The organism is Variovorax defluvii, from assembly GCF_039541515.1.
GTDB lineage: Bacteria > Pseudomonadota > Gammaproteobacteria > Burkholderiales > Burkholderiaceae_C > Variovorax > Variovorax defluvii.
Genome location: NZ_BAABGJ010000046.1, coordinates 1 through 25036, shown reverse-complemented (window position 1 = coordinate 25036; position 25036 = coordinate 1). Strand labels below are relative to the sequence as shown.

Sequence of the window (25036 nt, the reverse complement as noted above, 5' to 3'; positions counted from 1 at the left end):
GGCTTCAGGACGCCATGAAGCCGCCGCCGTTCACGTCGATCACGGCACCCGTGATGAAGCCGGCCTGATCGCCGGCCAGGAAGCTCACCGCAGCCGCCACTTCGTCGGGCTCCCCGAGGCGGCCGACCGGCAGCTCGTTGAGCGAGAAGCGCTTCACGTCCTCCGACGAGATATCGGTCAGCGGCGTCCGGATGCGGCCCGGCGCCACGCTGTTGCAGGTGATGCCGAAGGGTGCGAACTCGCCTGCGATGGCGCGGGTGAGTCCCACCATCCCCGACTTGGAAGCGGTGTAGAACGCGCTCGACTGCTGGATGTAGGTGCGGGCCGCGCGCGACGCGATGTTCACCACCCGGCCCCAGCCTCGCTCCTTCATGCCCGGCAGGAAGGCCTGGCACAGCAGCATGGGCGCCGTCATGTGGAGGGCGATGGACAGGTCCCACTCGCGCAGGCCGACCTGGTCGAAGCGGAAGCGCTGGCCTTCGGGGGTCTTGAAATGCGTGCCTGCGTTGTTCACCAGCACGTCGCACCGGCCATGCGTGCGCAGGATGCCCGCTGCCAGCGAGGAGACCGATTCGCGATCGGCGAGGTCGGCCACCACCGGCGAGGCCGCGGCGCCGCCCTGGGCCAGCTCCGCTGCCTTGTCCTGCACGGCAGGATTCCTGTCGACGAGCACGACGGCAAAGCCGTCGCCGGCCAGCCGGCGCGCGATGCTCCAACCGAGCCCGGACGCGGCCCCCGTGACCACCGCCACGCGGGAAGACTGCGAGGCCGCCATCAGCTTGTTCCCTCGAGCTTGATGGACTTGCCGAGCTCGCGCCACTTGGGCAACTCGGCTTCCAGATACTGGCGCAATGCCGCGGGCGTGCCGGTCGACGGGTTGTAGAACAGCTGCTCGCGCATGCGGCTCACCACGTCCGGGGCGGACGAGGCCTTGTTGATCGCCTCGTTGAGCCGCTCGATCACCGGCGCAGGCATGCCCGACGGCCCGACCAGGCCATAGAAGGTGTAGTTGTCGATGCTCTTGAGTTCGGCAACGCCGGACTCGGCGATGCTCGGCACGTCGGGCAGCGCGGAGAGCCGCGATGCACCGGTCACGGCCAGCCCCCTCAGCTTGCCGGCGGCGACCAGCGGAATGGCGAACTGCGCGATCGTCAGGCCCACGTGAACGGACCCGGCCGCGACTTCCCGCGTCACGTCCTGGTCGGACTTGTAGGGAATGTGCTCCATGTTCGTCTTCGTCACCTGCTTCACGTACTCCATCTGCAGGTGATTGGCGGCGCCCACACCGGCCGAGCCGTAGTTGAGCTTGCCCGGGTTGACCTTGACATAGGCGATCAGCTCGCGCATGGACTTGATGGGCAGGGACGGGTTGACGAAGAACACGCCCGGCGCCGTTGCCACCATCCCGATCAGGCTGAAGTCCTTGAGCGGATCGTAGGGCAGGTCCTTGCGCACACCCGGGCCTTGCGTCAAGCCGCTGCCGGTGGCCAGCGTGACCGTATAGCCATCGGGGGGCGAGGACATCATGGGGCGTATGGCCAGAAGCTGCGAGGCACCGGGGCGGTTGTCCACGATCACGCTCTGGCCCAGCACCTCCTGCATCTTGTGCGCATAGAGCCGCGCGATCGTGTCGGCGCCGCCGCCGGCGGCGAAGCCCACCAGCATGCGGATGGGACGTGAAGGAAAGGGCTGGGCCAAGGACGGGCGGGCCACCGCGGCGGCGGCGCCTCCCAGCACGAGGGCACGGCGGGTTCTCGAGAAATTCATGGTTTGTCTCCTTTTCAAGAGCGGCGCCGTTCCGGCGGCACCTGCTCGATTCGCGAATTGCACAGATGCGCGATCTGCCCATGCTGCGCCGTGAAGATCCAGCGGATCAGCACCGGCTTCTGCCCCGGGTAGTGGATGTTCCCGTAGACCGTGGCGCGCAGCGGCTGGACGATGAAGTCGGACAGGAACTCCAGATCCAGCGCCGGCACCTGACCGATGAAGCGCTCGATCGCCTCGCGGCCGGCATGGTGCCTGCCGCGGAAGTCGTCGATGGCGCCATCGTCCGTGAAGAGAGACGCGGCGAGCGCGCCCTGCCGGGTGCGCAGGGCTTCGAAGTAGCGTTCGAGGGTGGTTGGGCTCAACATGGCTGGACCTTCATGGTTGTCTGTAGTCATCACAGGGGCACCACCTCACAGGCGCGCCCAATCGGTCATCGCCCGATCGCCTGCAGCATCTCCCAGATGCGGCGGTCGATGGAGATCCCTTCTTCCTGCAGCCGGCGACGCTCGCGGAACGAGCGTTCGGACGGGATGCGGATCCCGGTGGCGCCTTCCTGCAGCGGCACGGAGCGAATCCGGTCCAGCGTGGCGGTGAGTTCGCGCCGGTAGTCCTCCAGCGGCACCAGCAGGTCGGGTCGCATGGCGAGCAGCAGGTAGCCGCAGTCCTGGTTCGGGCTTTTCATGGCGCCGGCCATCACGCCGAGGGCCTGCATGGCCAGCCCGATGGCGAAGCCGCGGTAGCCGGCGAAGTGCAGCAGCGCACCGCGCCGCGCCGCGGATGGATCGCGCGTCGGCTGGCCGTCGGCGTCGATCGCGACCCCCTCCGGCAGCAGCCCGCCACGGCGCTCGACCAGCGCGAGCTCCGTCATCATGAAGGCCGAGGTGCCGAGGTCGATGACCAGCGGATCGCCCGCCGTGGGAAAGCCGAAGGCGATCGGATTGGTGCCGATCGCGGGGCGCGCCGCGCCGGGCGGCGCGACGATCGGAAAGGACGCGACCGTGTGCATGCCGATCAGCCCGGCCTGCGCGATGCGCTCGACGAAGTAGGAACTGCGCCCCGTCATGTAGGTGTTGAACACACCCACGACCGCAAAGCCGTGCTCGGACGCGCGCGCGATCACCTTGTCGGTGGCGTCGTCGACCACCAGCATGCCGACGGTGTTGCCGCCGTCGATCAGCGCCGACACGGGCGTCTCGTGCACGACCCGGGGCGGCACCTTCGGCAGTTGCGCCTTCGCCGTCCCCGCCAGCTCCAGCACCTTGGGCATGCCGGAGTACTCGTAGCCGCACAAGGCGGCATCCAGCATGTGGTCGGCCAGCAGTTTCTGCTCGCGCGGCGAGTAGCCGATGCGGCCGATGATCTCGCACATGGCGGCATGGGCCGCCGCGGGGGTGAAGTGGACGCGCCCGGCGTCCGTCGTTCTTTCGCTGGACATGGATCGGGTTGCCGTCCGGCCCGTCAAGCCTGCGCCCTGGCGTCGCGCAGCTGTCCGTCGCGGCCGGCGATCTCCGCGAGCAGCCGGCTGGGGGTCCATCGCCTGCCGTAGCGCTCATGCCACTCGGCCACCTGCCGGTGGACTTCGCGCGCGCCCACCCCGTCGGCCCAGAACATCAGGCCGCCGCGATGGCGCGGAAAGCCGAAGCCGTGCAGCCACATCACGTCGATGTCGCTGCCGCGGTAGGCCTTCCCGTCCTCGAGGATCTTGCAGGCCTCGTTGACCGAGGCGAACAGCAGCCGCTTGAGGATTTCCTCGTCCGTGAAGGAGCGCTGCGGCGTGCCGAGTTCCCGCGCCACCTCCGCGATGATCCGCTTCACTGCCTCATCCGGATGGGGCGTGCGGTCGCCCTCCTCGTAGCGGTACCAGCCCGCGCGCGTCTTCTGTCCCTTGCGTCCCAGTTCGACCATGCGGTCCGGCACGTGCAGCTTGCGGAAGTTCGGATCGGCCGCCGCGCGGCGCTTGCGCGTGTCGTAGCTCACGTCCAGGCCCGACAGGTCGCTCACGGCGAACGGCCCCATCGGATAGCCGAAGTCGACCATCACCTTGTCGATCTGCTCGGGCAGCGCACCCTCCTCGAGCATCAGCATCGCCTCGGTCACCAGGGGCGCCCGGCTGCGGTTGGCCGCGAACCCGTCGCAGGTGCCGGCCACCACGCTGATCTTGCCGAGGTCGCGCCCCATCTTCACGGCCCGCACGATGGTTTCGATCGAGCTCTGGTCGCCGCGCACGATCTCGCACAGCTTCATCACGTTGGCCGGCGCGAAGAAATGGGCGCCCGCGACGTCCTGCGGACGCGAGGTCTCGCCGGCCATGACATTGATGTCGATCGCCGAGGAATTCGTCAGCAGCAGCGCACCGGGCTTCATGACGGCCTCGAGCCTGTTGAACACGTCCTTCTTCAGGTCGATGCGCTCGAAGACGGCCTCGATCACCGCGTCGCAGTCGCCGATGGCGTCGTAGCTGTCCACCGGGTGGATCAGCGCCAGCCGCTCGTCCATCTGCGCCTGCGTCAGGCTCTTACGCTTCACGCGAACGGCATAGGTTTCCCGGATGCGCTGCATGCCGCGCTCGAGGCCCTCGGCCGTGGCATCGAGCACCTTGACCGGGATGCCGACATCGGCAAAACAGATGGCGATCCCGCCGCCCATGGTCCCGGCGCCGATCACGGCCGCCGACTTCACCGGCGGCGGCTTGAAGCTCTCGGGTGCGCCAGGGATCTTGCCGGCCTCCCGCTCCGCGAAGAAGGCATAGCGCAGTGCCTTCGCCTCGTCGGCGTTCTCCAGCTTCTCGAAGAGCTGCTGCTCGATCTGCACGCCCTCGTCGAAGTCGCTGGAGACCGCTGCGCGCACCGCCTCCAGGGCGGCGCGGGGCGCCTGCAGCTTGCGCGCCTTCGCACCCAGCGAGGCCGCCAGTGCTTCCGCGAGATCGGCGTCGCCGCGTGCCTCCAGCACGTGGTCCGTCCGATCGCGGACGCGAGGCAGCGGACGGCGGGCGGCCACGCCCTTCGCGTAGCGCACGGCGGCCCCGCGCAGGTCGCCGTCCGGGACGATCTCGTCGACGATGCCCAGGCGCCGTGCCTCGTCCGCCGACATCTGCCTTCCGGAAGCGATCAGGTCCAGGGCAACCCGCGGACCGACCAGCCGGGTGAGGCGCTGCGTGCCGCCGCCGCCCGGAATGATGCCCAGCGTCACCTCCGGCAAGCCCAGCCTCGCGCCCGGCGTCGCGATGCGGTAGTGACAGGCCAGCGCATGCTCCAGGCCGCCGCCCAATGCGTAGCCATGGATCGCCGCGACGACCGGCTTGGCACTGTCATCGATCGCGGCGGCGCTGACGCGCGTGCCGACCGGACGGGTCTTGCCGAACTGGCGCACGTCCGCACCGGCGATGAAGTTCCTGCCCGACCCGATCAGCACGAAGGCTTCCACCCCCGCGTCGCCGTTGCCGCGCTCCAGCGCCTCGATGATGCCCTCCCGAACCCCGGGGCCCAGGGCATTGACCGGCGGATTGTCGATGGTGATCACGCCGATCTTGTCGACGACTTCGTACCTGACTGACTGTGTTTCGCTCATTTCCGGTTCCTGCCTTTGGTCGCCTCAGCGCCCGTGGAATTTGGGTGTCCGCTTTTCCTTGAAGGCCTTGATCGCCTCCTTGTAGTCGTCGGTGGACTGCACGACTGCCATGTGCGCCGAGACGGAGTTCAGGCTGGTGCGCAAGTCCGTGCGCAAGGATTGGTAGACCAGCTTCTTGATGTCCCGGATATTGACGGGAGGGCCATCGGCGAGCCGCCCGGCCAGCAGGAGCGTCTTGTCCATCAGCTCGTCGTCCGGGTGGACATGGTTCACGAGCCCGCATTCCAGCGCCTCCTGCGCCCCGACGAAGTCGCCGGTCCACAGCAGCTCCAGGGCGCGCGCCGTGCCCACCAGCCGCGGCAGGAAGTAACACCCGCCATTGCCGGGCAGCAGACCGACTCGGATGTAGCCTTCGGAAAAGCGTGCCGAAGCGCCGGCCGTGCGGAAATCGCAGGCCAGCGCCAGGTCCATGCCCGCGCCCACCGCCGCGCCGTTGACGGCCGCGATCAGGGGCTTCTCGAACTCCTCGATGGCGAACTGCACCTGGTGCGTGACCTTCTGCAGCCGCATCTTGCGTTCCAGGGGCGTAGGGTCGCCCTCCTGCGCGCGACGGCCCAGGTCGCCGCCGGAGCAGAAGGCATCGCCGTTGCCGGTGATCACGAAGCAGCCGACGTCGGGATCGTCGTTCGCCGAACGCAGTGCGCTGTTCAGCGCATCCAGCATCTCCTCGCTCAACGCGTTCTTCTTCTCCGGCCGGTTCAGGTGGGCCACCATGACGCGGTCGATGGTCGAAATTTCCAGGTCAGCCAATGTTGTCTCCTTCACTTGACCAGAGGCTCGGATGCCCCGGCTTCAATGCCTTGCGGCCTGTTCCCGATGCCGGGCGTGCTCGGCGCGCGCCTGCGCCAGGGCGGACTTGAGGGCGCGGTTGATCCAGCGCTTGTTGTCGGCGAAGGTCGCCTGCTTCTTCGCCCCCAGTTCCTCCGCGATCTTCGCTGCCGCGGCGTCCAGTTCCGCGCGCGCCGCGACCGTGCGGACCAGGCCGCGGCTTGCGGCCTCGTGCGCCGGCATGCGCCGACCGCTTTGCACCAAGTCGAGCGCCAGCGCGCGAGAGCCGATGACTTCGAGGATGCTCGCGCCCGAGAAGGTGGCGATGCCGATGTCGATCTCGGACAGCGACAGCGAGGCCGTCTCCGCCGCCACGCAGGCATCCGCGAGCAGCGCGATCATCGCCCCGCCCCCGATCGCGGCACCGTTCAGGACCACGATCACCGGCTTGGGCGTGTCCATGACGGCATCCTGCAATGCGGCGAGCGCGATGGAGCGGCGCTCGCGCTGCCGGGCCATGTCGCCGTCCGCGGGCTGCTCGCGCACGTCCACGCCGGCGCAGAAGATCTTCTCGCCCGCACCCGTCAGCAAAACGGCCTTCACCTCGGGGTTGCGGGCGGCCTCGGCCAGTGCCGCGGTCACGCGCTCGACCATGGACACCGTCATCGCATTGGCCTTGTCGGCGCGGTTCAGCGTCACCCAGAGCTGCGATCCGCGCTGCTCCACGAGGACCAGCGCCTCGTCCGCCGTCGCCACCGTGGCCTTCGCCATCGTCGTCGTCGTCGTCGCACCCATCATCGCGCTCCTTCACCCCGCAGCACGATCAGCGCATCGGCGGCGGCCACGCCGGAGGGCAGCACGAACAGCGGGTTCAGATCGACCTCCTGCACCCGTTCCCGCTGGGACCAGGCGAAGCGCGACAGCGCGGCGAGTGCGCGCGCGACGGCGTCCGCATCCAGCGGTGGCGCGCCGCGCACACCGTCCAGGATGGGGCGGCAGCGCAGTTCGTCCAGCATCTCGCGCGCCACAGCTTCATCGAAAGGTGCGATGCGACAGGCCGAATCGCGCATCAGCTCGGCATAGATGCCGCCGGCACCCACCACGACCACCGGCCCGAACACGATGTCGTTCACCACGCCGGCAATGAGCTCGAAGCCGCCCGTCACCATCTCCGAGACCAGCACGCCGTCGATGCGCGCATCGGGCTTGTAGCTGCGCGCATTCTTCAGCACCTCGCCGATGGCCGACTCCAGCTCGCCGCGGGTGCGGATGCCCACCTTGACGCCGCCAGCCTCGGTCTTGTGCGGAATGTCCGAAGACACGATCTTCACGACCAGCGGCGCGGTCATGCTGTCGAAGACGCCGGCATCCACGCCCTGCACGATGGCGTCGCGCGTGACCGGGATGCCGGCCGCCGACAAGATGGCCTTGGATTGGGTTTCGGACAGCGCGCCGGCGGCGCCGCTCCATTCGGCCGGCGGCGCCGGGTCTTCCGATGCCGCGGGGTCGCCGGCATGCCCTGCGAGCCGGCGCTGGGCTTCCCGGTAGCGCGCCAGCATGGCCAACGCCTTCGCGGCCCGGGACGGGGACGGCAGCACCGGAACGCAGGCCTCGTCGAAGACGCTCAATGCATCGGCGATCTGGCTCGCGGGCGCCGAGGAGAACACCACCAGGGGCTTCTTCGCCCCGGCCGCCACACGCGCCAGCACCTGTGCCGCGACCAGGCTACCGGCCTTGCCGGTGGTGGCGGTGTTGATGCAGACCGCGTGCACGTTGGGATCGTCGAGCACCGCATGCAGTGCGAGCTCCAGCTTGTCCTGGTTGGCCGCGGAGAAGTAGCCCGCGGTCAGGTCGACCGGGTTGTGCACCGCGCCGATGTTGGGCACCACCTTCGCGAGGCGCTGCTGCGTTTCCTCGGACAGATCGCACAGCTGCAGGCCTTCGGGCTCGCCCGCATCGGAGAACACGATGGCCGAGCCGCCGGACACGCCCAGGACGGCGACGCCGCCGCCCTCGGGGTACCTGCCGCCGGCCAGGGCCTTGAGGTAGTCCACCGCCTCGTGGATCTCGCGCAGTTCCACGATGCCGGTCTGCTTGAACAGGGCCCGGTAGAAGTCGTAGTTGCCGGTCATGCTGGCCGTGTGGGATGCAGCGGCGCGTGCGCCCTGCTCCGTCACGCCGCCTTTCCACAGCAGCACCGGCTTGCCGGCGGCCAGGGCCTTGCGGCCCACGTCCAGCAGCGCGCGGCCGTCCTCGGTGCCTTCGATGTAGGCGACGATGATGCGGGTCTCGGCGTCGTCGATCAGGGCATCGATCAGTTCGATGGTGTCGATGTCGCTCTCGTTGCCCGTGGCGATGACATGACGGAAGCCCACGCCGGCTTCGGCGCAGGCCAGCGCGATGCTGTAGCCGAAGCCGCCGCTCTGGGTCACGAGCGACACGCCGCCCTTCTTCAGCTTCGGCTCCCGCGTGATGCTGCCGAAGGCCGCGTAGACGTTCGAGTGGATGTTGGCGAAGCCCAGGCAGTTCGGCCCGATGATGCGCAGGCCGGACTGGCGCGCGGTCTCGAGCATGCGGCGCTCGCGCTCGATGCCGTCGGGCCCGCTTTCGCGAAAGCCGCCGCTCAGGATCACGGCGAATCCGACCTTCCTGGCGACGCATTGCTCCAGGACGGGCTGAACGCCCTGGGCCGGCACGCCAATCACGACGAGGTCGACATGCTCAGGAATGGCCTCCACCGAGGGGTAGCACTTCATGCCCTCGAATGCATCGTACTTCGGGTTGACCGGATAGATCTTTCCGGCGTAGCCGTTCTTCAGCAGCGCACGGACCGCCTGCGATCCCGGCCGCGCGGCGTCGTCGGACACGCCGACCACGGCGATGGATCGGGGTTCGAAGAGGTGGGTGAATTTCATGGTCGTGTCCGGGCTCAGCGCTCTTCGCGCGGGTATTGCAGCACCAGGGCTTCAACCCCCTTGCTGCCGGCGCGGATCTCGAACTCGCGTTCGTTGTTCTCGACGACCACCATCGACCACAGCGGCAGTTCCTCGCCGCCGTGCAGCAGGCTGCCGTTGCCCACGAACACGTAGTAGCCGCCCGCGGCGGACGGGTCCGGCCCCTTGGCCACCATGCCTGCGCCCAGGCGGACCACGTGCGCGGCCATGTCATCGTCGACGTCGGGGAAGAGCGACTCCCAGGCGGCTTCCTTGCGGTTTTGCATCACGGGTTCGATGGAGAAGCGCACCTGCGGCGAGGTCAGGTTGCGGCGCTTGCTGGGCTGCAGCTTGTCGCGATAGCCCTCGCTGTGCAGGTAGGTCGGTTCGGAATTGCCGGTGTACATGCGCAGCGCGACGAAGGACAAGCCACCGGGGCCCGCGACGATGGGCCCGTAGGCGGTGTGATGGTCCTTGAACTGCACCGTCAGCGGCTCCAGCACCTGGCCGCGCGCACCGATGGTGCCCGAGCCGGCAATGAAGAGCTGGAACATCGTCACGCCGTGGAAGTGCGGGACGATGGTCTCCCCGGCCTGCAGGTCGGACATGGTCGCCTGCGGGCCCGACTGGGCCTTGCTGGAACTGCGCGGGCCGAAGAACGTCGTCCCCCAGTGCATGTTCCCCGTTCCGGGGGAAATCACAACGTCCCGTTTCGCAAGTGCGTCGGCACCGCTGCGCGTGTAGATCATCTTCGACTCTCCTGATGTGCCCTGGCTGGCAAATGTTGGGTGGGTACGCCGGACGCGACATGGATTGCCCCGGCACGGCGGCCAATGTAGCACAAGTTTTGATCTACAGCATTAGTTCCGTTGAATGAAACTAGTGGGCAACGGAACCGGCAAAGGGCCCCGGCCTCGGACATCGCTGCGCGCGGGCATGGAAGATCCACGCCGGACGGCCTGGCAGCGTGGATGGGTCCGGCGAAGGGTGGAAGGCTCGGCGGTACGGGCGCGTTGGATCACCGATCGGCGTCGATCGGCGGGGCGAGCGCGTGAGGGCAGGCGTTTTCGGAGCGACGCCGGCCCGGCAAGGACTCGCAGAGGGCTCGCGCGCGGCACCGCGCGATGGGCTGCCGCCTCAGTCGGATTCGGCTTCCAGTTCCAGCTCGACCTCGATCTGGCCGCCGAACTGCCTGGAGATGCCTTCGACCGCCTTGAGCACGAGCTTGGTGAAGTCCTTCTCGTGCGCTTGCACGCGCACGCTGGGCCCGTTGAGCGAAAGGCAGTAGTTCACCTCGCCATTGACGTCCAGGATCGGCGCGGAGATCGCCGAAACGCCCAGGAGCCGCTCGCCGTGGGAGACAGCGTAACCCTGGCCGCGGACCTTCTCCAGCTCCTGCAGCAAGCTCGCCCTCGTTTTCTTCGTGGTACGCGCGATCTTCGTCAGCAGGGGCGACAGGGTCTTCTCAGGCAGGTAGGCCATCAGCACCTTGGAGGCCGAGCCCGCGCCCAGCGGAATGTGCTCGCCCGGCCGCGTGACGCTGCGCAGTGGGGAATCGCTGTGCACGACATCGATGCAGACCCGGTCCGATCCGCTGATGGTGTGCAGGGACACGGTTTCCTTCACCCGCTCGGAGAGCTCGGCCATGATGGGCCGCGCAATCTCGCGAATGCCCAGCGTGCTCTTGACCAGGCCCGCCAGCCTGGTGAAGCGGAAGGAAAGGCAGTACTGCTGATTCTCGAGCCGGACCAGGTAGCCGGCCCTTTCGAGGCTCTGGACGATCCGGAACGTGGTCGACTTCGGCAGCTGGATCCGGTCCGCGATCTCCTGCAGCGTCAGGCTGTCGGCGTCCACCGCAAAGCACTCGAAAACACCAAGGATTCTTTGGACCGCGCGCATCATGATGGTTGTTTCACCAAGTAGAAGTGATTCCACTGATAGTAACTCACCAGGGCCTTGTCCCCGGTGGCCTCCCTCGGGGCCGGCGGCCGGCGTCCCGACCCGGTCTCGCGGCACGAATCGTCACGCGATCCTACGTCGCATCCTCGCCCTGCCGCGCCCCGGTCCCACCTTCTGGCAGAGATAATCATTCTTTCATTCGATGGCATGAGTTTTTCCTGCCGGAACTGATGAACCTGGAGCATCCCATGGAACTGCGGCAGCTGCGCTACTTCGTCAACGTCGTCGATGCGGGCTCGATGAACCGGGCCGCACTGCAGCTCGACATGGTCCAGTCGGCCCTGAGCCAGCAGATCTCGCGGCTCGAATCGGAGCTGTGCACGCGACTGCTGCAGCGCAGCCCCCAGGGCATCCTGCCAACCGAGGCGGGCATCGCCTTCTACCACCAGGCCAAGCTCACCCTGCGCTGCGCCGAGCAGGCACGCATCGCCGCGCAGGAGGCGCGGCTCTCCGGATCGGTCAGCGTGGGGCTCGCCCCCTCCACGGCGCGCGTTCTCGGACTGCCCATGATGCGCGCGATGCGGCAGCGCTATCCCGACGTCAAGCTGCACATGGTGGAAAGCATGTCGGGACACCTCGGCAGCATGCTGCGGCGCAGGGAGCTGGACCTCGCCGTGCTGTTCGACCACGCCTCGCTGCACAGCCACCAGCCCAGGGGAGGCAAGGTTCGCTGGCAGGTGGAGCCGCTGGTGCGCGAGAGGCTGTTCTTCATCCGCACCGCGCAGGCCGCGCCGCTGCCGGACACGGTCTCCATTGCCGAGGTCGCCGCGGAACCGCTGGTCCTGCCCAGCAGTTCGCATGGGCTGCGCAGCGCCATCGATGCCGCGTTCACCCGGGCCCGCCTCGCGCCCCGGATCGAACTGGAAGTGGACTCGCTGGCCATGGTCATGGATGCGGTGGACGCCGGCATCGGCGCCACGCTGCAGCCGTGGGCGGCCCTGGGGCGCCACGACGACCAGCAGGCGCGCTTCTGCTGGGCCACGCTGGAAGACCCGGATGCCTGCCGGGTCAACGTCCTCTGCAGCGCCAGCGATGACGAAGTGTCGCCGGCGGTCCTGGCGGCTCGCAACATCGTGCGCGAGTGCGTGCAGGAACTCGTCGCGAGCGGCCGATGGCTCGGCACCGAGGCCGTCACGGCGGGCTGACGAAGCCGGGGGGTTCTCACAAATACTGATCACCCTATTCGGCCGCAGGCCTGCCCGGGTGCATCCGGTCTCCCTAAAGTGCACGGGACAGGCGCTGCCAACCCGCGCGCCACATGAAAGCTCAACCTGCGATGGATACTCAAGTTCTTGTCATCGGCGGAGGCAATGCGGCCTTGTGCGCAGCCCTCATGGCGCGCGAGGCCGGCGCCCGCGTCCTGCTCCTGGAGGCCGCGCCACGCGCCTGGCGGGGCGGAAACTCCGGCCACACCCGCAACCTGCGCTGCATGCACGACGCGCCCCAGGACGTGCTGGTCGACGCCTACCCCGAGGAGGAATACTGGCAAGACCTGCTGAAGGTGACCGGCGGCCGCACCAACGAACACCTGGCGCGGCTGGTCATCCGGGCATCCTCCTCCTGCCGCGACTGGATGCGGTCGCATGGCGTGCACTTCCAGCCGCCGCTCTCGGGGGCGCTCCACGTCGCGCGCACCAACGCCTTTTTCATGGGCGGCGGGAAGGCGCTGGTCAACGCCTACTACCGCAGCGCCGAGAAGCTTGGCGTGCAGATCCGCTACGACGCGCCGATCGACCGCCTCGAGATCGAGAACGGACGCTTCGTCGCCGCGCACTGCGGCGGCGAGCGGATCACCGCCGCCACCTGCGTGCTGGCGGCAGGCGGGTTCGAATCGAACCTCGAGTGGCTCCGCGAAGCCTGGGGGCGCAACGACCGGGGCGAATGGCCGGCGGAGAATTTCCTCATCCGCGGCACGCGCTTCAACAAGGGCGTGCTGCTGCGCCACATGCTGGAGGATCACGGCGCCGACCGCATCGGCGATCCGACCCAGGCGCACATGGTCGCCATCGACGCCCGCGCGCCGCTGTACGACGGCGGCATCTGCACCCGGATCGACTGCGTGTCGCTCGGCGTCGTCGTCAATCGCCAGGGTGAGCGCTTCTATGACGAGGGCGAGGACTTCTGGCCCAAGCGCTATGCGATCTGGGGCCGGCTGGTCGCGCAGCAGCCGGGCCAGATCGGCTACGCCATCATCGACAGCCAGGCGATCGGGCGCTTCATGCCGCCCGTGTTTCCCGGCGTCACGGCCAACACCTTGCCGCAGCTGGCAGAACAACTGGGCGTTCCCGTCCACACCTTCATGCAAACCCTCCAAAGCTACAACGACGCGTGCCAGCCCGGCACATTCGACCACACCGTGCTCGACGACTGCCGCACCCGCGACCTGGCGCCTCCCAAGACCCACTGGGCACGGCCCATCGTCAAGCCGCCGTTCTACGGCTACGCGCTGCGGCCGGGGGTGACCTTCACCTACCTCGGGCTGCACACCGACGACACGGCGGCGGTGCGCTTCGACGGCCGGCCCAGCGACAACCTGTTCGTCGCCGGCGAGATGATGGCGGGCAACGTGCTCGGCCAGGGCTACACGGCAGGGGTGGGCATGAGCATCGGAACGGCCTTCGGGCGCATCGCGGGCAGCAACGCGGCGCGGGTCGTGCAAGGCAAGGAGGTTCAGCATGCAGCAGCTTGAAACCCTGGTGGCCGACGCCAAGGCGCTGGCCCGCGCGGAAGTGGTTCCGCCCTCGTCCGCGGAACAGGAGGTCTCGCGCGTCATGCAGATCTGCAATGCCTGCCGCTACTGCGAAGGCTTCTGCGCCGTGTTCCCGGCCATGACGCGCCGGCTCGACTTCGGCATCGCCGATGTTCATTACCTGGCCAACCTGTGCCACAACTGCGGCGCGTGCCTGCATGCGTGCCAGTACGCGCCACCCCACGAGTTCCTCGTGAACGTGCCGCAGGCCATGGCCCGCGTGCGGGGCGAGACCTACCAGGACTACGCCTGGCCGCCGTCGCTCGGGCGGCTGTACAAGCGCAATGGCCTCACGCTCTGCGTCGGGCTGGCCATCGGCCTTGCGCTGTTCCTGGCCCTCGGCGCGGCGCAGAACGGCGCGCTCTGGGGCGCCGGCGCAGGCGGCGGCAACTTCTACAGCATCTTTCCGCACAACCTCCTGGTCAGCCTGTTCGCCCCCGTGTTTCTCTTCGCGGTCCTGGCGCTGGCGATGGGCGTGCGCCGCTTCTGGCGGGAGATCACCCCGGCGACCAGCGGCGCGCCGGTGAACGCCGCGGCCGGCGCCGAGGCCGCGCACGATGTGCTGCGGCTGAAATACCTGGACGGCGGGCACGGCGAGGGCTGCCATGACGAGGACGATGCCTATACCCTGGCACGCCGTCGCTTCCATCACCTGACCTTCTACGGCTTCATGCTGTGTTTCGCCGCGACCGCGGTGGCAACGCTCTACCACTACGCGCTGGGCCTGCAGGCGCCCTACGACCTGCCGAGCATTCCCAAAGTGCTGGGCGCGGTCGGCGGCGTGATGCTGATGCTGGGCACCGCCGGCCTCTGGCGCCTGAACCTGCGGCGCGACCCGGCGCAGGGCGACACATCGCAGCGCCCCATGGACCGCGGATTCATCGCGCTGCTGTTCCTGGTGAGCGCCAGCGGGATCGCCTTGTGGCTCGCGCGCGGCTCGGGCGCGATGCCGCTCCTGCTGTGCCTGCACCTGGGCGCCGTGATGGCGTTGTTCGCCACACTGCCCTACGGGAAGTTCGCGCACGGCATCTTCCGTAGCGCCGCCCTGGTCCGCCACGCCGTCGAGAAGCGGCTGCCGAATCCGGTCGGCCTGGGCGCGGATTGATTTGGGGCGTTGACACGCCTTATCAAGCAAATGCCCGGCGCGCATGAAGCGCGCCGGGCATTTGCTTTGGCGGGACCCGGTCAGATGCGGTTGAGGACGCGACCTCCGTCGACCATCAGCGACACACCGGTGATGAAGGCGGCTTCATCCGAAGCGAGGAAGAGCGCGGCGTTCGCCACATCCCAGCCCAAACCTTCGCGGCCGAGCGGAATCTTGGCCACGCGCTCGGCCAGCACCTGCTCGCGCGACTGGCCCCAGGTGCGCGCCCGTGTCTCGACGGCCATGGGGGTGGAGATCAGTCCGGGCAGCACGCAGTTCACGCGGATGCCGAAGGGCGCGTTCTGCAGCGCCAGTTGCTCCGTGAGCGCGATCACGCCGGCCTTGGTGGCCTTGTAGGCGGCATAGGGATAGCGCCCCACGCCGGCTGCAGACGAGATGTTGACGATGGCGCCGGAACGCTGCTTGCGCATCGCCAGCAGCGCGTGCTTGCAGGCGAACGCGGTACCCCGCAGGTTGATGCGGTAGAGGTTGTCGAACGCCTCTTCCGTGATCTCCGTCAACTCGGCGTCGCCGCCGGCCAGGCTGACGCCCACGTTGTTGTGGAGGATGTCGAGCGATCCCCACAGTTCCGTGGCCCGCGCGATGGCTGCAGACAGCTCGGCTTCGCGCGTCACGTCCGCCGCCAGGGCCTGCGATTCGAAGCCCTCGGCGCGGATCATGGCCGCCGTCTCCTCCGCGGATTCGAGATTGCGGTCCACCGACAGCACGCGCGCCCCTTCCCGCGCATACCGCATGGCGGCGGCGCGTCCGTTGCCCAGGCCCTCGCCGGGGCTCTGCCCTGCGCCGATGACGACCGCCACGCGGCCCGCAATGCGCTGGCCCGGCGTCCAGCCCGGACCGGTGCGGCTTTCAGAATTGCTCATGATCGATATCTCCTGTTCGAAATAAGGGAAGAAGTTGCGCCGCTCGCCGAAGGGCCGGCGATCAACGCCAAGGCCTGGCACGTGCCTTCCAGGACACGTTGCCAGGCCCTCGCAGCGCGGCTCGCGCCTGCCTACGCCGCGGCGAAACGCTCGATGGCCGGGTCCTTGCCCGCGACCTCGTCGTAGTGCACCGCCCTGCCGCCGGCCAGCAGCTTGCGGGCCGCCATGTGATCGGCCGGACTGCCGAGGGACTCCACCGAGACCAGATGGTCGTCGCGGAACCCGTAGACCGAGAAGCTTTCCGCCGTGCCGTTCCTGACCCAGAAGCGCTCGGCCGTCGAGACCAGTCCGGCGATCTGCAGCTTGAGCCCCTGGTCACTCCAGAACCAGGGGAGCACGTTGTAGGCCTTGGCCTGGCCGGCCCCCAGCGAGGACGCCAGGCAGCGTGCCTGGTCGTTGGCATTCTGGACCGACTCCAGGCGCAGCGGCCCGTTCGCGAACGCGCTCGGAAAATTCGCGCAGTCGCCGATGGCAAAGATGGCGGGATCCGACGTGGCCAGGAATTCGTCCACCACGATGCCGTTGGAGACCGCGAGACCGGCCTGCTCGGCGAGCTCGGTGTTGGGAACGACACCGATCGAAACCACCACCAGGTCCGCCGCCAGCGACTCGCCGGAGCTCAACACGACCTGCACGCCGCCCTCGCCCTCGCACACCCGCGCGATGCTCGCGCCGAGCCGGACCTCGACGCCGTGGCCCAGATGCATGGCAAGAAGCGCCGCCGATATCTCCGGGGAAGACGCGCGGGCGAGCAATCGCCCGGCAGCCTCCAGGACCGTGACGTCCTTGCCCTGTTTTCGCAGCGAGTGGGCCACCTCCAGGCCGAGAAAGCCCCCGCCCACGACGATGATCGAACGGCTCGATGCGGCCCGCTGCTTCAGCGCCTCCGCATCCGCCTTCGTTCGAAGGTACAGGATGCCGGGCGAACTGTCGCATCCCGGCAACTCGCGGTTCCTCGCGCCGGTGGCCAGCACGAGCCTGGACCAGTGCAGGGTCTGCCCGTTCGACAGGCTCAATGAGCGTGCTGCGCGGTCGATCGACTGCACCTGCACGCCAGCCACCAGGTCAACGGCACGCTGTTCGTAGTGCGCCGCAGGTCGCAGTTGCAGGCTCGCCGGCGCGGCGGTGCCTTCCAGGTAGGCCTTGGACAGAGGCGGCCGATGGTACGGCGCCTCGCACTCTCCGCAGACCACCGTGATGCCGCCTTTCCAGCCCTGGTCGCGCAGGGCCGATGCGAACTGCGCACCTGCCAGGCCACCGCCGACCACCACCACGGATTCTTGAGCCTCACTCATCGCGCGTGCCCATCCTCAATGGCTGGTCTCGAGCTCGACCGGTTCGCTCTGCTCGGGCACGCTGCTCTCGATGGATTCGTCGGGGTACTGGAGAATCAGCGCCTCCAGACCCTTGGCACCGGCACGGATCTCGAAGGCCTCTTCGTTGTTCTCCACGACGACCATCGACCAGAGCGGAAGCTCTTCCGACCCATGCACGAGGCTGCCATTGGCGACGAAGACATAAAAGCCGCCGGCGGCCTTGGGGTCCGGCGCCGCCACCGACATGTTGGCGCCCAGCCGCACGACCTGGGCGCGCATGCCGTCCTGGCTCTCGGGAAAGAGCGACTCCCAAGCCACCTCCTTGCGGTCGGCCAGCACCGGCTCCGTCGAGAAGCGCACGGGGGCCGACGTCAGATTGCGCCGCTTGCTCGGCTGCAGCTTCTCGCGGAAGCCCGGCTTGTGCAGGTAGGTGGGTTCCGAGTTGCCCGTGTACATGCGCAGCGCCACGAACGACAGGCCCTGTGGCCCGGCCACGATCGGCCCGTAGGCCGTGTGATGGTCCTTGAACTGGACCGTCAGCGGCTCCAGCACCTGGCCGCGATTCCCGATCGTGCCGGAGCCCGCGATGAAGAGCTGGAACATGGTGACACCATGGAAGTGCGGCACGATGACTTCCTGCGGGCGCAGCTCGGACATCGTCGCCTGCGGACCCTCGCCTTTCGCGTTCGAGCTGCGCGGACCGAAGAAGGTCGTGCCCCAGTGGTCGTTCCCCGTGCCGGGGGAAATCACCACGTGCCGTTTATCGAGCGCGTCCGCACCGCTGCGCGTATAGATCATTTTGGAACTCCTATGGATGAATGAAGGCGGCGTCCCTCGACGGTGGCGACGATGCACCGACGCCCCAGGCGCGAAGTCGCGGGGCAATCATACCATCTGTTCTTATCATTAGCACTGGTTTCATCCATTGAAACCGTAAAGGCCGATTCGAGGATATTTGGCGACGTGGCGCCGCAGCCCGTGGCGCGCGGCAGTGACGGCGCGGCTGGCCCAAGTCATCCAGAATAATGCATCATGCAGTTTGCATGACAGCCGGCTTGCCTCGCATAATCGGCGTGCCGCAAACTTTTTGAATCGCAGGAATAACCGTGCACGAGACGAAGCGCCTGATCATCGAGAACGAATGTCGCAAGCTGACGGTCCTTTACTGCCAGCACCTGGATCATCTCGATCCCGAGGCTTTCGCCAACCTGTACACGGAGGACGCGCTCTACAAGCCCGCGGTCGAGCCCGTGCCGATCGTGGGGCGCGAGAAGATCCTGGACTGGATCCGCAAGTACCCGGCGAAGCGGCTCGGCAGGCATATCGCCACCAACCAGCTCGTCGATGTCGTCGATGAGAACAACGCGACCGGGTCGTCGTACGCCATCGTGTTCAGGGAGCCCGATCCCCAGGAAGGCGTGCTCTCGTCACGGGTCACGCCCCGCAGCGTTGTCGAATACACCGATACCTACCGCCGAACGGCCGCAGGCTGGCGCTTCGCACGGCGCGCCTACCAGATGCACTTCCTGCAGGCAGAAGACACCCGCAGGCCCATCGGCTGATCCGGCCGACCGGGCGGGCTGACGCCAGCCGGCGTCACGCGGGGAGGTCCGCGGTGCGGCCTGGACCTTCGATGGCGGTTGGACGGCCCGCTGATCCGCTGTGACCGTTTGAATAATGCATTGTGCATTTCGATGCTAGAGTAGATGCCGGGCCATCCGCACCGGATGCCAGCAATTTCACCGGAGACGGGCAATGAAGATCGGAGTGGTCGGCGCGGGCCATATCGGCCGCGCGATGACGAAAGTGGCCATCGACGCGGGGCATGAGGTCATGCTCGCCAACTCGCGTGGCCCCGAATCCCTGCAGGCGCTGGCGAAGGAACTGGGCTGCCGCACCGGTACGGTGGCGGAGGCCACCCGTTACGGCGAGTTGGTGATCCTGGCGATCCCCTTCAACAAGATCCGCCAACTCGACCCGGCCGATTTCGCGGGGCGCATCGTGCTCGATGCCAACAACTACTACCCTGGCCGGGACACCGCCGTCGAAGCGCTGGACAAGCACCAGGCCACCACCAGCGGCCTGGTGCAGCAGCATCTGGCCGGCGCCCGCGTGGTGAAGTTCTTCAACGCCATCATGTTCCACGACATCGAGGCCCACAGGAAACCGCACGGCGCCAGCGACCGCCGCGCACTGCCGATCGCCGGCGACGACGCGGAAGCGAAGCGCATCGCCGCGACGCTGATGGACCAGATCGGCTACGACCCGGTGGACGGCGGCTCGCTGGACGAGAGCTGGCGCTTCGAGCGCGCGATGCCCGGCTACTGCGTGCCGCTCGATGCGGCCCACATGCGCACGGCGCTGGCAGCCGCACGGCGAGGCGAGGAGTTGCCGCACGGCTCCTGGCGCGCGCCGCGTCCGCTCAACGGGCCACCGCCGGCGTCGGCCTGACACCCGGCACGCGCCCCGTGGCGCGTGCGCCCGGGCGTTCCACTTCGCCCCAGATCCCGGCGCGGGCCAGCGCGCCGCCGTCCACCGGCAGATTCGCGCCGGTGATGAAGCCGGCTTCGTCCGAAGCAAGCAAGAGCGCCGCGTTGGAAACATCCTAGCCGGAGCCTTGCTTGTTGCGCCAGGGCACGCGTGCATCGCGCTGCATCGACAGTTCGACGGGGTCCACGCCCTTGCGCCGTGCCGCCCCATCGACCGCCATGGGCGTGGCCATCGAACCCGGCAGGATGCAGTTGGCGCGGATGCCCTGCCTGGCGTACTACATCGCGATGTACTGTGTGAGCGCCGTGACACCTGCCTTCGAGGTCTTGAAGGGCAGGGTCGGGTGCGCGTAGAGCGACGCGATCGCGAGCCGGCCGAAGCGCTCGACGCAGCGCTCGACCAGCGCACGGACCTGGGCCTCGTCGGTGACGTCGGTGCGCACCGCCAGGCCCGTTCCGCCCGCACGCAGGAACTCCTCCACCGTCTCGGCCGCCGCCTCCAGGTTGCGGTCCGCCACCACCACATTGGCCCCCTCCCGCGCGAAACGCAGCGCAGTGGCCTTGCAGTTGCCGATGGTCGCGCCGGGCGTCTGCCCGCCCCCGACGACGATGCACACCTTGCCTTCCAGACGCATGGACATTCGATGGCTTTCAGATACAAAGGTTTCGGACGCCTGTCCGTTGCGGGTCGTCGAGGTTCAATTGGCGATCTTGATGTTCTGCCGGCGCACCATGTCGCCCCAGCCCTGGATTTCCCGGCGCGTCATGTCGTTCACCTGCTCGGGTGTGAGATCGTGGTTGCGGAAACCGATCTGATCTGCACGTTTCCCAACGAGGTCATGGGCTGAAAGCTGCAATCGCTCTTTCCGATCAAGTTGAGCCCGCTGCCTTTCGAATGCGGCCTCTTCACCTCGCGGTTGCTATGGCATGGGCGCTATCAGAACGATCCGGCGCACATCTGGCTTCGCATGACCGTCGGGCGTAGCGTCAGGCGGATGTCCAGCTGAACGTCGCGCCCTCGGAAATCCGCCAAGGTGGCCGCGACAGCGGCCCCGCTGCCAGCGCAACAGGCATGACGACTCGCATGTCCACGATGGCGCTCCCGAGAGCAGTGGTCTACAGCTGCTGCTGGCGCACTATCCGGCCGGGGCCAGATGCCGCTCCAGCGCCTCGCTCGCGCGCCGAGCGCTCGCGGCGTCCACGCGCTGCGCCAGCACCCGCGTCAGCTGGCGCAGTGCGTTGGCGCTCAGGCCGATGTTCATGCTGATGCGCATGTGCGACTGCAACTGCGAATCTACGCCGACGATGGCCGACAGCATGCTGACCGTCGCCACCTCGCGGCTGTGCCAGTCGAGGTTGTCGCGCTCGAAGATGTCTCCGAACAGGTGACTGCGCAGGTATTCGTCGGCCACCGGCGCGAAGTCGAGCAACGGCCCTCCGACCGGCGCGCCGGACAGCCGGGTCCGATTGGCGGTGCCGGCCGCCAGCAGCGCGTCGCCCTTGGGGATGGGCCGGCCGGGTTCGCGGCCCGGCGCATCCTGCACGCCGCGTTGCCTGCGCGTGTCGACGACCTGCATGAGCGCGCCCAGGGCGTTCAGGCTGCGCGGAAAGCCGGCGTAGGCGTAGAGCTGCACCAGCACCTCGCGCGCATCGCTGATGGTCAAGCCCGCATCGAGGCCCTCGTTCAGCGAGGTGGTGAGCTTGGGAATGTCGCCCGCGGCCGCGAAGGCCGCGATCGGCACGATCGCCTGCTGCGCAGGCGTCAGGGTATTGGCCGAAGGGGGAATCATCATGTTTGCGGTTTCCTGAGGGTTCCGGGTGCTGGCGCAGCCGGTGGCGAGCCACAGTCCCGCGGCAGTGGCCGCGCCCAGGGCCACCAGGCGGCGTCGATCATCGTGCGTTGTACTGTTCATCGATGACCTTCTCCATCCATTCGACGTTCTTTCCGTCCAGGGTGCCGGTCACCGCCAGGTGGCTCATGGCGGTCGTGGGCGCCGCGCCATGCCAATGCTTGACGCCGGGCGGGCACCAGACGGTGTCGCCCGCGCGGATCTCCTGGATGGGCTTGCCCCATTCCTGCGTGAGTCCCACGCCCGAGACCACCAGGAGGCGCTGGCCGGCCGGATGCGTGTGCCAGGCCGAGCGTGCGCCCGGCTCGAAGGTAACCATGCCGCCGGAGGCGTTGATGTTGGCGTTGGCTGGCCAGACCGGCTCGACGCGCACGCGACCTGTGAAGAACTGCTCCGGGCCAACCGTCGCAGGCTGGCTGCCGGCGCGCGTGATCTGCGCGCCCGTGGCGGTCTGCGCCTGGCCCACGCCCGTCAGGGCCGCGGCCAGAGCCGCGGCAGTCAGGAATTGCTGCTTGTTCATGAGGTTCGAGGCTAAGTGTTCGAGGAGCCCGCGACTAGCCGCTCAGATGCGCATGCATCTATCGATGGGATTCATGAATGCCCGGGTCACTTCTTCCGACCCTTGACGGTGCGAACCGGCTGCCGCGCCCACGCCGGCTAGCCAAGCATCCGGGCCACCTCTAGACTTTGGCTTTTCCGCCCGTTCGTGGTCGGCTCCGAAGGCTACCGCGCGTTGGACACACGCCGGGCGATCAAGGCCCCGTTGATTCCCTGACGACCCGGCTTGCTCCCAGGAGAAACCATGAAAATCTTCCGACCTGGCAGCCAAGCCTCCGTCAAGGGGCCGGCCGAGTACATCACCGGCATGAGGATGCTCGAAGGGCTGGCGCGGCGGGGTCGAATCACCGCCGGGCTGCAGACCTTGGCCGAGCGGGGCAACTCGACCGTGCACCTCGAGCGCTGATTCCTTGCCACGCGACGATTTCAACGATCTGCTCGCGTTCATCGCCGTGGGGCGCGAGCGCAGCTTCACGCGCGCGGCGGCACGCCTCGGCGTATCCCCGTCGGCGCTGAGCCACAAGATTCGCGGCCTGGAGACCCGGATGGGCGTGCGTCTGCTGACGCGCACCACGCGCAGCGTGGTGCCGACCGAAGCCGGCGAACGCCTCATGAGCACCGTGGAGCCGCAGTTCGAAGCGATCAAGGCCGAGCTCGAAGGCCTGTCCGAATTCCGCGACACGCCGGCCGGCACCGTGCGCATCACTGCGGTCGACACGGTGGCCGATCTGGTCATCTGGCCGCGGATTGCACCGCTGCTGCTGCAGTACCCCGACATCAAGATCGAGATCGACACCGGCTACCGCCTGGCCAACATCGTCGAGGAGCGCTACGACATCGGCGTGCGGTCCGGCGAGGCCATTGCCAAGGACATGGTCTCGGTTCGGATGACGCCAGACTTCCGGCGCGTGATCGTCGGCGCCCCGGCGTACTTCGCCGAGCATCCCGTGCCGCAGACACCGCACGACCTGCTGCAGCACAACTGCATCACGCTGCGGCTGGCGACACGCGGCGGTCTGTTCGCCTGGCCCCTGGTGCGCAAGGGGCAGACTGAGCGAGTGCAGGTGAAAGGACAGGTCACGCTCAACGGCAGCTACCAGATCCTGCAGGCGGCGTTGGACGGTTGCGGCCTGGCGTTCACGCCGGAGTACCTCGCCCGGCCCCATGTGGAGGCCGGCCGTCTTCGCTATGTGATGGAAGACTGGTTTCCGACCTCGTCGGGCTTTCACATGTACTACCCGAGCCGGCGCCAGAAGACACGGGCAATGCAATTGGTCATCGATGCGCTGCGGTGGCGCGGTGGGTCGGCCTGACCGTGAACGACGCTTGGGCAGGCAGCTGTCGGGCCCCTAGCCGTCATTCCTTGAGGCGCAAGGCGTCGACCACCAGCGCAAAGATGCGCGCCGAATGGCGCCGATTGGGGTAGTACATGTGCAACCCCGGGAACACAGGGCACCACGGCTGCAGCACCGCCTGCAGGCGTCCTGTCTTCAGGTGCGGCAGGACCAGATCCTCCGGCAAGAAGGCCAGGCCGCAACCGCTCAGTGCAGCAGCGAGCATCTGGTAGACCCCGTTGAATGTCGCTTGGCCACCTACACGCACCTGCAGTTCCTGTGCACCGTTCGCGAGCTCCCAGGCATACAGGCCGCCACTGCTCGCCAGCCTCAACGTGATGCAGTTGTGCTGCAGCAGGTCATGCGGGGTCGAAGGCGCGCCCCGGGCCGCAAAGTACGCAGGTGACCCGACGATCGTCATCCGTTGATCCCGAGACAGGCGCACGGCGACCATGTCCTTGGCCACCTGGTCTCCCCAACGCACTCCGATGTCGAAGCGCTCGCTCACGATGTCCACCATCCGGTAGTCGGCGCTGATCTCGATCGCCAGGCCCGGGTACTGCTTCAGCAGGGGTACCAGGCGAGGCCACAGGACGGTATCGACGGCATGGTCGATCGCTGTGATGCGAACCGTGCCGGCCGGCACGACGGCTTCGTCACTGACCGCGGCGACTGCGGATTCGATCTCGACCAGCCTCGGTGCGACCGTCTCGAGCAAGCGTTCGCCTGCCTCGGTGGGTACCACGCTGCGCGTGGTGCGCGTCAGCAGACGCACGTCCAGCCGGGCTTCCAAGGTAATGATGGTGTGGCTCAACGAGGACTGCGATACGCCGAGCTTCGAAGCCGCCCGCGTGAAACTTCGTTCTCGCGCCACGGCCATGAAGGCCAGCAGATCACTGATGGAATTTCGCTTCATTCGATCGAACCCGCAACTGGTGATGCGCGGGTCAGGATCGTAGCAAGCCTCCTGCGTCGCGGGCCCGCTGTCGTGCCCCCCTACTCCGCAGTGATCCCGGCGCTCCGGATCACCTCACCGAGCCGGCGGATGTCTTCCCCGATCGAATGGGCGAACTGCTCCGGCGCCGCAGTTTCGGGCCGATAGTAGAGATGCACGAGGCTGCTGCGCATCTCCGGCGTGGCCACCGCCTTGGCAATGTCGGTGCTGATCCGCGTCACGAGATCTTTCGGTGTTCCCTTGGGAGCGAGCACGCCGTACCAGGCGCCGATCTTGAATCCGGGCTCGGAGTGACACCAGGCTGCTGACCGAACCGAGCAGGAAAGTGTGGCGATCGGTCGCGTTCGCCACGTGCTCGGCCGCCAGCACGGTGCCTGCGCCGAGCTTGTTCCACGATGACCGGTTGCTTCCAGATGGCTTCGAGCTTCGGCGCCAGCATGCGCGCGATTCGGCGCGCGAATGCGAGTGGATGGGTCTGTAGTGCGTGCACCCTCACGTCACTCATTTGCATGCCGGTATGTCGCCCACCTTGGATCTCTCAAGAATCGGGATAGGGGCCGGTCAGTAAAGACCGGACCCCTCCCACACCACCCGGCATGCGGGTCCGCACCGGGCGGTTCGAGAAGTTGAGGTCAGCACAGGC

At 67.8% G+C, this 25036-nt stretch carries 26 protein-coding genes and 1 pseudogene; 7 read left to right on the top strand and 20 right to left on the bottom strand.

The features are described from left to right. Positions 1 to 4 precede the first annotated feature (4 nt). From ABEA07_RS16225 to ABEA07_RS16180, 10 genes are all read right to left on the bottom strand, one after another. Positions 5 to 775 (bottom strand): SDR family NAD(P)-dependent oxidoreductase, encoded by a 771-nt coding sequence (locus ABEA07_RS16225; RefSeq protein ID WP_345539103.1) that lies wholly within the window; start codon positions 773 to 775, stop codon positions 5 to 7. Continuing rightward, positions 775 to 1767 (bottom strand): Bug family tripartite tricarboxylate transporter substrate binding protein, encoded by a 993-nt coding sequence (locus ABEA07_RS16220; RefSeq protein ID WP_345539102.1) that lies wholly within the window; start codon positions 1765 to 1767, stop codon positions 775 to 777. The genes ABEA07_RS16225 and ABEA07_RS16220 overlap by 1 nt, the downstream gene beginning before the upstream one ends. Positions 1768 to 1781: 14 nt before the next feature. After that, positions 1782 to 2132: a nuclear transport factor 2 family protein gene (locus tag ABEA07_RS16215; RefSeq protein ID WP_345539100.1), complete on the bottom strand. Its 351-nt coding sequence runs from the start codon at positions 2130 to 2132 to the stop codon at positions 1782 to 1784. Between the two features lie 65 nt (positions 2133 to 2197). Beyond that, entirely contained in the window at positions 2198 to 3202 is a 1005-nt protein-coding gene (locus ABEA07_RS16210; RefSeq protein WP_345539098.1) for an Ldh family oxidoreductase, read from the bottom strand. A gap of 23 nt (positions 3203 to 3225) precedes the next feature. Further along, entirely contained in the window at positions 3226 to 5334 is a 2109-nt protein-coding gene (locus ABEA07_RS16205; protein WP_345539097.1) for a 3-hydroxyacyl-CoA dehydrogenase NAD-binding domain-containing protein, read from the bottom strand. A gap of 24 nt (positions 5335 to 5358) precedes the next feature. Further along, positions 5359 to 6144, bottom strand: a complete 786-nt coding sequence (locus ABEA07_RS16200) for an enoyl-CoA hydratase/isomerase family protein (RefSeq protein ID WP_345539095.1) — start codon at positions 6142 to 6144, stop codon at positions 5359 to 5361. Between the two features lie 42 nt (positions 6145 to 6186). Next, positions 6187 to 6960: an enoyl-CoA hydratase/isomerase family protein gene (locus ABEA07_RS16195; RefSeq protein WP_345539093.1), complete on the bottom strand. Its 774-nt coding sequence runs from the start codon at positions 6958 to 6960 to the stop codon at positions 6187 to 6189. Then, positions 6957 to 9077: an acetate--CoA ligase family protein gene (locus ABEA07_RS16190; RefSeq protein WP_345539092.1), complete on the bottom strand. Its 2121-nt coding sequence runs from the start codon at positions 9075 to 9077 to the stop codon at positions 6957 to 6959. The genes ABEA07_RS16195 and ABEA07_RS16190 overlap by 4 nt, the downstream gene beginning before the upstream one ends. Before the next feature lie 14 nt (positions 9078 to 9091). Further along, positions 9092 to 9772, bottom strand: coding sequence for a hypothetical protein (locus ABEA07_RS16185; protein WP_345539090.1), 681 nt, complete (start codon positions 9770 to 9772; stop codon positions 9092 to 9094). Between the two features lie 460 nt (positions 9773 to 10232). Next, entirely contained in the window at positions 10233 to 10994 is a 762-nt protein-coding gene (locus tag ABEA07_RS16180) for an IclR family transcriptional regulator (RefSeq protein ID WP_345539126.1), read from the bottom strand. Positions 10995 to 11242: 248 nt separating this feature from the next. On the opposite strand from ABEA07_RS16180, the gene ABEA07_RS16175 reads away from it, so the two are divergent. The 3 genes from ABEA07_RS16175 to tcuB all read left to right on the top strand — a co-directional run bounded on the left by ABEA07_RS16175 (position 11243) and on the right by tcuB (position 14908). Continuing rightward, on the top strand, positions 11243 to 12199 hold the full coding sequence (locus ABEA07_RS16175; RefSeq protein ID WP_345539088.1) for a LysR substrate-binding domain-containing protein: 957 nt from the start codon (positions 11243 to 11245) through the stop codon (positions 12197 to 12199). A gap of 131 nt (positions 12200 to 12330) precedes the next feature. Continuing rightward, a complete protein-coding gene (gene tcuA / locus ABEA07_RS16170) occupies positions 12331 to 13743 on the top strand; it encodes an FAD-dependent tricarballylate dehydrogenase TcuA (protein WP_345539125.1) in 1413 nt (470 codons plus the stop codon). Then, a complete protein-coding gene (gene tcuB, locus ABEA07_RS16165; protein ID WP_345539086.1) occupies positions 13730 to 14908 on the top strand; it encodes a tricarballylate utilization 4Fe-4S protein TcuB in 1179 nt (392 codons plus the stop codon). Before tcuA ends, tcuB begins: the two co-directional genes overlap by 14 nt. 80 nt (positions 14909 to 14988) lie before the next feature. Here the strand turns inward: tcuB and ABEA07_RS16160 are convergent, their stop codons facing one another. From ABEA07_RS16160 to ABEA07_RS16150, 3 genes are all read right to left on the bottom strand, one after another. Next, the gene (locus ABEA07_RS16160) at positions 14989 to 15831 is read right to left on the bottom strand and encodes an SDR family NAD(P)-dependent oxidoreductase (RefSeq protein ID WP_345539085.1); all 843 of its coding nucleotides are present in this window, start codon (positions 15829 to 15831) and stop codon (positions 14989 to 14991) included. Between the two features lie 131 nt (positions 15832 to 15962). Further along, positions 15963 to 17186: an NAD(P)/FAD-dependent oxidoreductase gene (locus tag ABEA07_RS16155; protein WP_345539083.1), complete on the bottom strand. Its 1224-nt coding sequence runs from the start codon at positions 17184 to 17186 to the stop codon at positions 15963 to 15965. A 15-nt stretch (positions 17187 to 17201) separates the two neighbouring features. Then, entirely contained in the window at positions 17202 to 18005 is an 804-nt protein-coding gene (locus ABEA07_RS16150; RefSeq protein ID WP_345539082.1) for a hypothetical protein, read from the bottom strand. Between the two features lie 308 nt (positions 18006 to 18313). Between ABEA07_RS16150 and ABEA07_RS16145 the strand changes: the two genes are divergently transcribed. Both ABEA07_RS16145 and ABEA07_RS16140 read left to right on the top strand, forming a co-directional pair. Continuing rightward, positions 18314 to 18769, top strand: a complete 456-nt coding sequence (locus tag ABEA07_RS16145; RefSeq protein ID WP_345539081.1) for a nuclear transport factor 2 family protein — start codon at positions 18314 to 18316, stop codon at positions 18767 to 18769. Between the two features lie 193 nt (positions 18770 to 18962). Continuing rightward, complete coding sequence (locus tag ABEA07_RS16140) at positions 18963 to 19658, top strand: NADPH-dependent F420 reductase (RefSeq protein WP_345539080.1); 696 nt, start codon at positions 18963 to 18965, stop codon at positions 19656 to 19658. Positions 19659 to 19731: 73 nt separating this feature from the next. On the opposite strand, the pseudogene ABEA07_RS28655 reads toward ABEA07_RS16140, so the two are convergent. From ABEA07_RS28655 to ABEA07_RS16115, 5 genes and pseudogenes are all read right to left on the bottom strand, one after another. After that, positions 19732 to 19812: pseudogene (locus ABEA07_RS28655) on the bottom strand (SDR family oxidoreductase); the annotation flags it as partial. 162 nt (positions 19813 to 19974) lie between these two features. Next, positions 19975 to 20337, bottom strand: coding sequence for an SDR family NAD(P)-dependent oxidoreductase (locus tag ABEA07_RS16130; RefSeq protein ID WP_345539079.1), 363 nt, complete (start codon positions 20335 to 20337; stop codon positions 19975 to 19977). 57 nt (positions 20338 to 20394) lie between these two features. After that, positions 20395 to 20553 carry a hypothetical protein gene (locus ABEA07_RS16125; RefSeq protein ID WP_345539078.1) on the bottom strand — a complete coding sequence of 53 codons (159 nt, stop codon included), beginning with the start codon at positions 20551 to 20553 and terminating at the stop codon, positions 20395 to 20397. 279 nt (positions 20554 to 20832) lie between these two features. Beyond that, complete coding sequence (locus ABEA07_RS16120; protein ID WP_345539077.1) at positions 20833 to 21489, bottom strand: carboxymuconolactone decarboxylase family protein; 657 nt, start codon at positions 21487 to 21489, stop codon at positions 20833 to 20835. Between the two features lie 97 nt (positions 21490 to 21586). Next, positions 21587 to 22066, bottom strand: coding sequence for a (R)-mandelonitrile lyase (locus ABEA07_RS16115; RefSeq protein ID WP_345539076.1), 480 nt, complete (start codon positions 22064 to 22066; stop codon positions 21587 to 21589). A 282-nt stretch (positions 22067 to 22348) separates the two neighbouring features. Here ABEA07_RS16115 and ABEA07_RS16110 point away from each other — a divergent pair, with 282 nt between their 5' ends. Together ABEA07_RS16110 and ABEA07_RS16105 are read left to right on the top strand one after the other, a co-directional pair. Beyond that, positions 22349 to 22510, top strand: a complete 162-nt coding sequence (locus ABEA07_RS16110; RefSeq protein WP_345539075.1) for a hypothetical protein — start codon at positions 22349 to 22351, stop codon at positions 22508 to 22510. Between the two features lie 4 nt (positions 22511 to 22514). Next, positions 22515 to 23417 carry a LysR family transcriptional regulator gene (locus ABEA07_RS16105; RefSeq protein WP_345539074.1) on the top strand — a complete coding sequence of 301 codons (903 nt, stop codon included), beginning with the start codon at positions 22515 to 22517 and terminating at the stop codon, positions 23415 to 23417. A 43-nt stretch (positions 23418 to 23460) separates the two neighbouring features. Here ABEA07_RS16105 and ABEA07_RS16100 read toward each other — a convergent pair whose 3' ends face one another. After that, the gene (locus ABEA07_RS16100) at positions 23461 to 24354 is read right to left on the bottom strand and encodes a LysR family transcriptional regulator (RefSeq protein WP_345539073.1); all 894 of its coding nucleotides are present in this window, start codon (positions 24352 to 24354) and stop codon (positions 23461 to 23463) included. Between the two features lie 80 nt (positions 24355 to 24434). Next, positions 24435 to 24665 carry a tripartite tricarboxylate transporter substrate-binding protein gene (locus ABEA07_RS16095; RefSeq protein ID WP_425584142.1) on the bottom strand — a complete coding sequence of 77 codons (231 nt, stop codon included), beginning with the start codon at positions 24663 to 24665 and terminating at the stop codon, positions 24435 to 24437. Between the last annotated feature and the right edge of the window lie 371 nt (positions 24666 to 25036).

Coding starts and splice junctions, on each gene's coding strand:
- ABEA07_RS16225 (WP_345539103.1), bottom strand. CDS start 775: ATGGCGGCCTCGCAGTCTTCCCGCGTGGCGGTGGTCACGGGGGCCGCG.
- ABEA07_RS16220 (WP_345539102.1), bottom strand. CDS start 1,767: ATGAATTTCTCGAGAACCCGCCGTGCCCTCGTGCTGGGAGGCGCCGCC.
- ABEA07_RS16215 (WP_345539100.1), bottom strand. CDS start 2,132: ATGTTGAGCCCAACCACCCTCGAACGCTACTTCGAAGCCCTGCGCACC.
- ABEA07_RS16210 (WP_345539098.1), bottom strand. CDS start 3,202: ATGTCCAGCGAAAGAACGACGGACGCCGGGCGCGTCCACTTCACCCCC.
- ABEA07_RS16205 (WP_345539097.1), bottom strand. CDS start 5,334: ATGAGCGAAACACAGTCAGTCAGGTACGAAGTCGTCGACAAGATCGGC.
- ABEA07_RS16195 (WP_345539093.1), bottom strand. CDS start 6,960: ATGATGGGTGCGACGACGACGACGACGATGGCGAAGGCCACGGTGGCG.
- ABEA07_RS16190 (WP_345539092.1), bottom strand. CDS start 9,077: ATGAAATTCACCCACCTCTTCGAACCCCGATCCATCGCCGTGGTCGGC.
- ABEA07_RS16185 (WP_345539090.1), bottom strand. CDS start 9,772: ATGCACTGGGGGACGACGTTCTTCGGCCCGCGCAGTTCCAGCAAGGCC.
- ABEA07_RS16180 (WP_345539126.1), bottom strand. CDS start 10,994: ATGCGCGCGGTCCAAAGAATCCTTGGTGTTTTCGAGTGCTTTGCGGTG.
- ABEA07_RS16175 (WP_345539088.1), top strand. CDS start 11,243: ATGGAACTGCGGCAGCTGCGCTACTTCGTCAACGTCGTCGATGCGGGC.
- tcuA (WP_345539125.1), top strand. CDS start 12,331: ATGGATACTCAAGTTCTTGTCATCGGCGGAGGCAATGCGGCCTTGTGC.
- tcuB (WP_345539086.1), top strand. CDS start 13,730: ATGCAGCAGCTTGAAACCCTGGTGGCCGACGCCAAGGCGCTGGCCCGC.
- ABEA07_RS16160 (WP_345539085.1), bottom strand. CDS start 15,831: ATGAGCAATTCTGAAAGCCGCACCGGTCCGGGCTGGACGCCGGGCCAG.
- ABEA07_RS16155 (WP_345539083.1), bottom strand. CDS start 17,186: ATGAGTGAGGCTCAAGAATCCGTGGTGGTGGTCGGCGGTGGCCTGGCA.
- ABEA07_RS16150 (WP_345539082.1), bottom strand. CDS start 18,005: ATGATCTATACGCGCAGCGGTGCGGACGCGCTCGATAAACGGCACGTG.
- ABEA07_RS16140 (WP_345539080.1), top strand. CDS start 18,963: ATGAAGATCGGAGTGGTCGGCGCGGGCCATATCGGCCGCGCGATGACG.
- ABEA07_RS16130 (WP_345539079.1), bottom strand. CDS start 20,337: ATGTCCATGCGTCTGGAAGGCAAGGTGTGCATCGTCGTCGGGGGCGGG.
- ABEA07_RS16120 (WP_345539077.1), bottom strand. CDS start 21,489: ATGATGATTCCCCCTTCGGCCAATACCCTGACGCCTGCGCAGCAGGCG.
- ABEA07_RS16115 (WP_345539076.1), bottom strand. CDS start 22,066: ATGAACAAGCAGCAATTCCTGACTGCCGCGGCTCTGGCCGCGGCCCTG.
- ABEA07_RS16110 (WP_345539075.1), top strand. CDS start 22,349: ATGAAAATCTTCCGACCTGGCAGCCAAGCCTCCGTCAAGGGGCCGGCC.
- ABEA07_RS16100 (WP_345539073.1), bottom strand. CDS start 24,354: ATGAAGCGAAATTCCATCAGTGATCTGCTGGCCTTCATGGCCGTGGCG.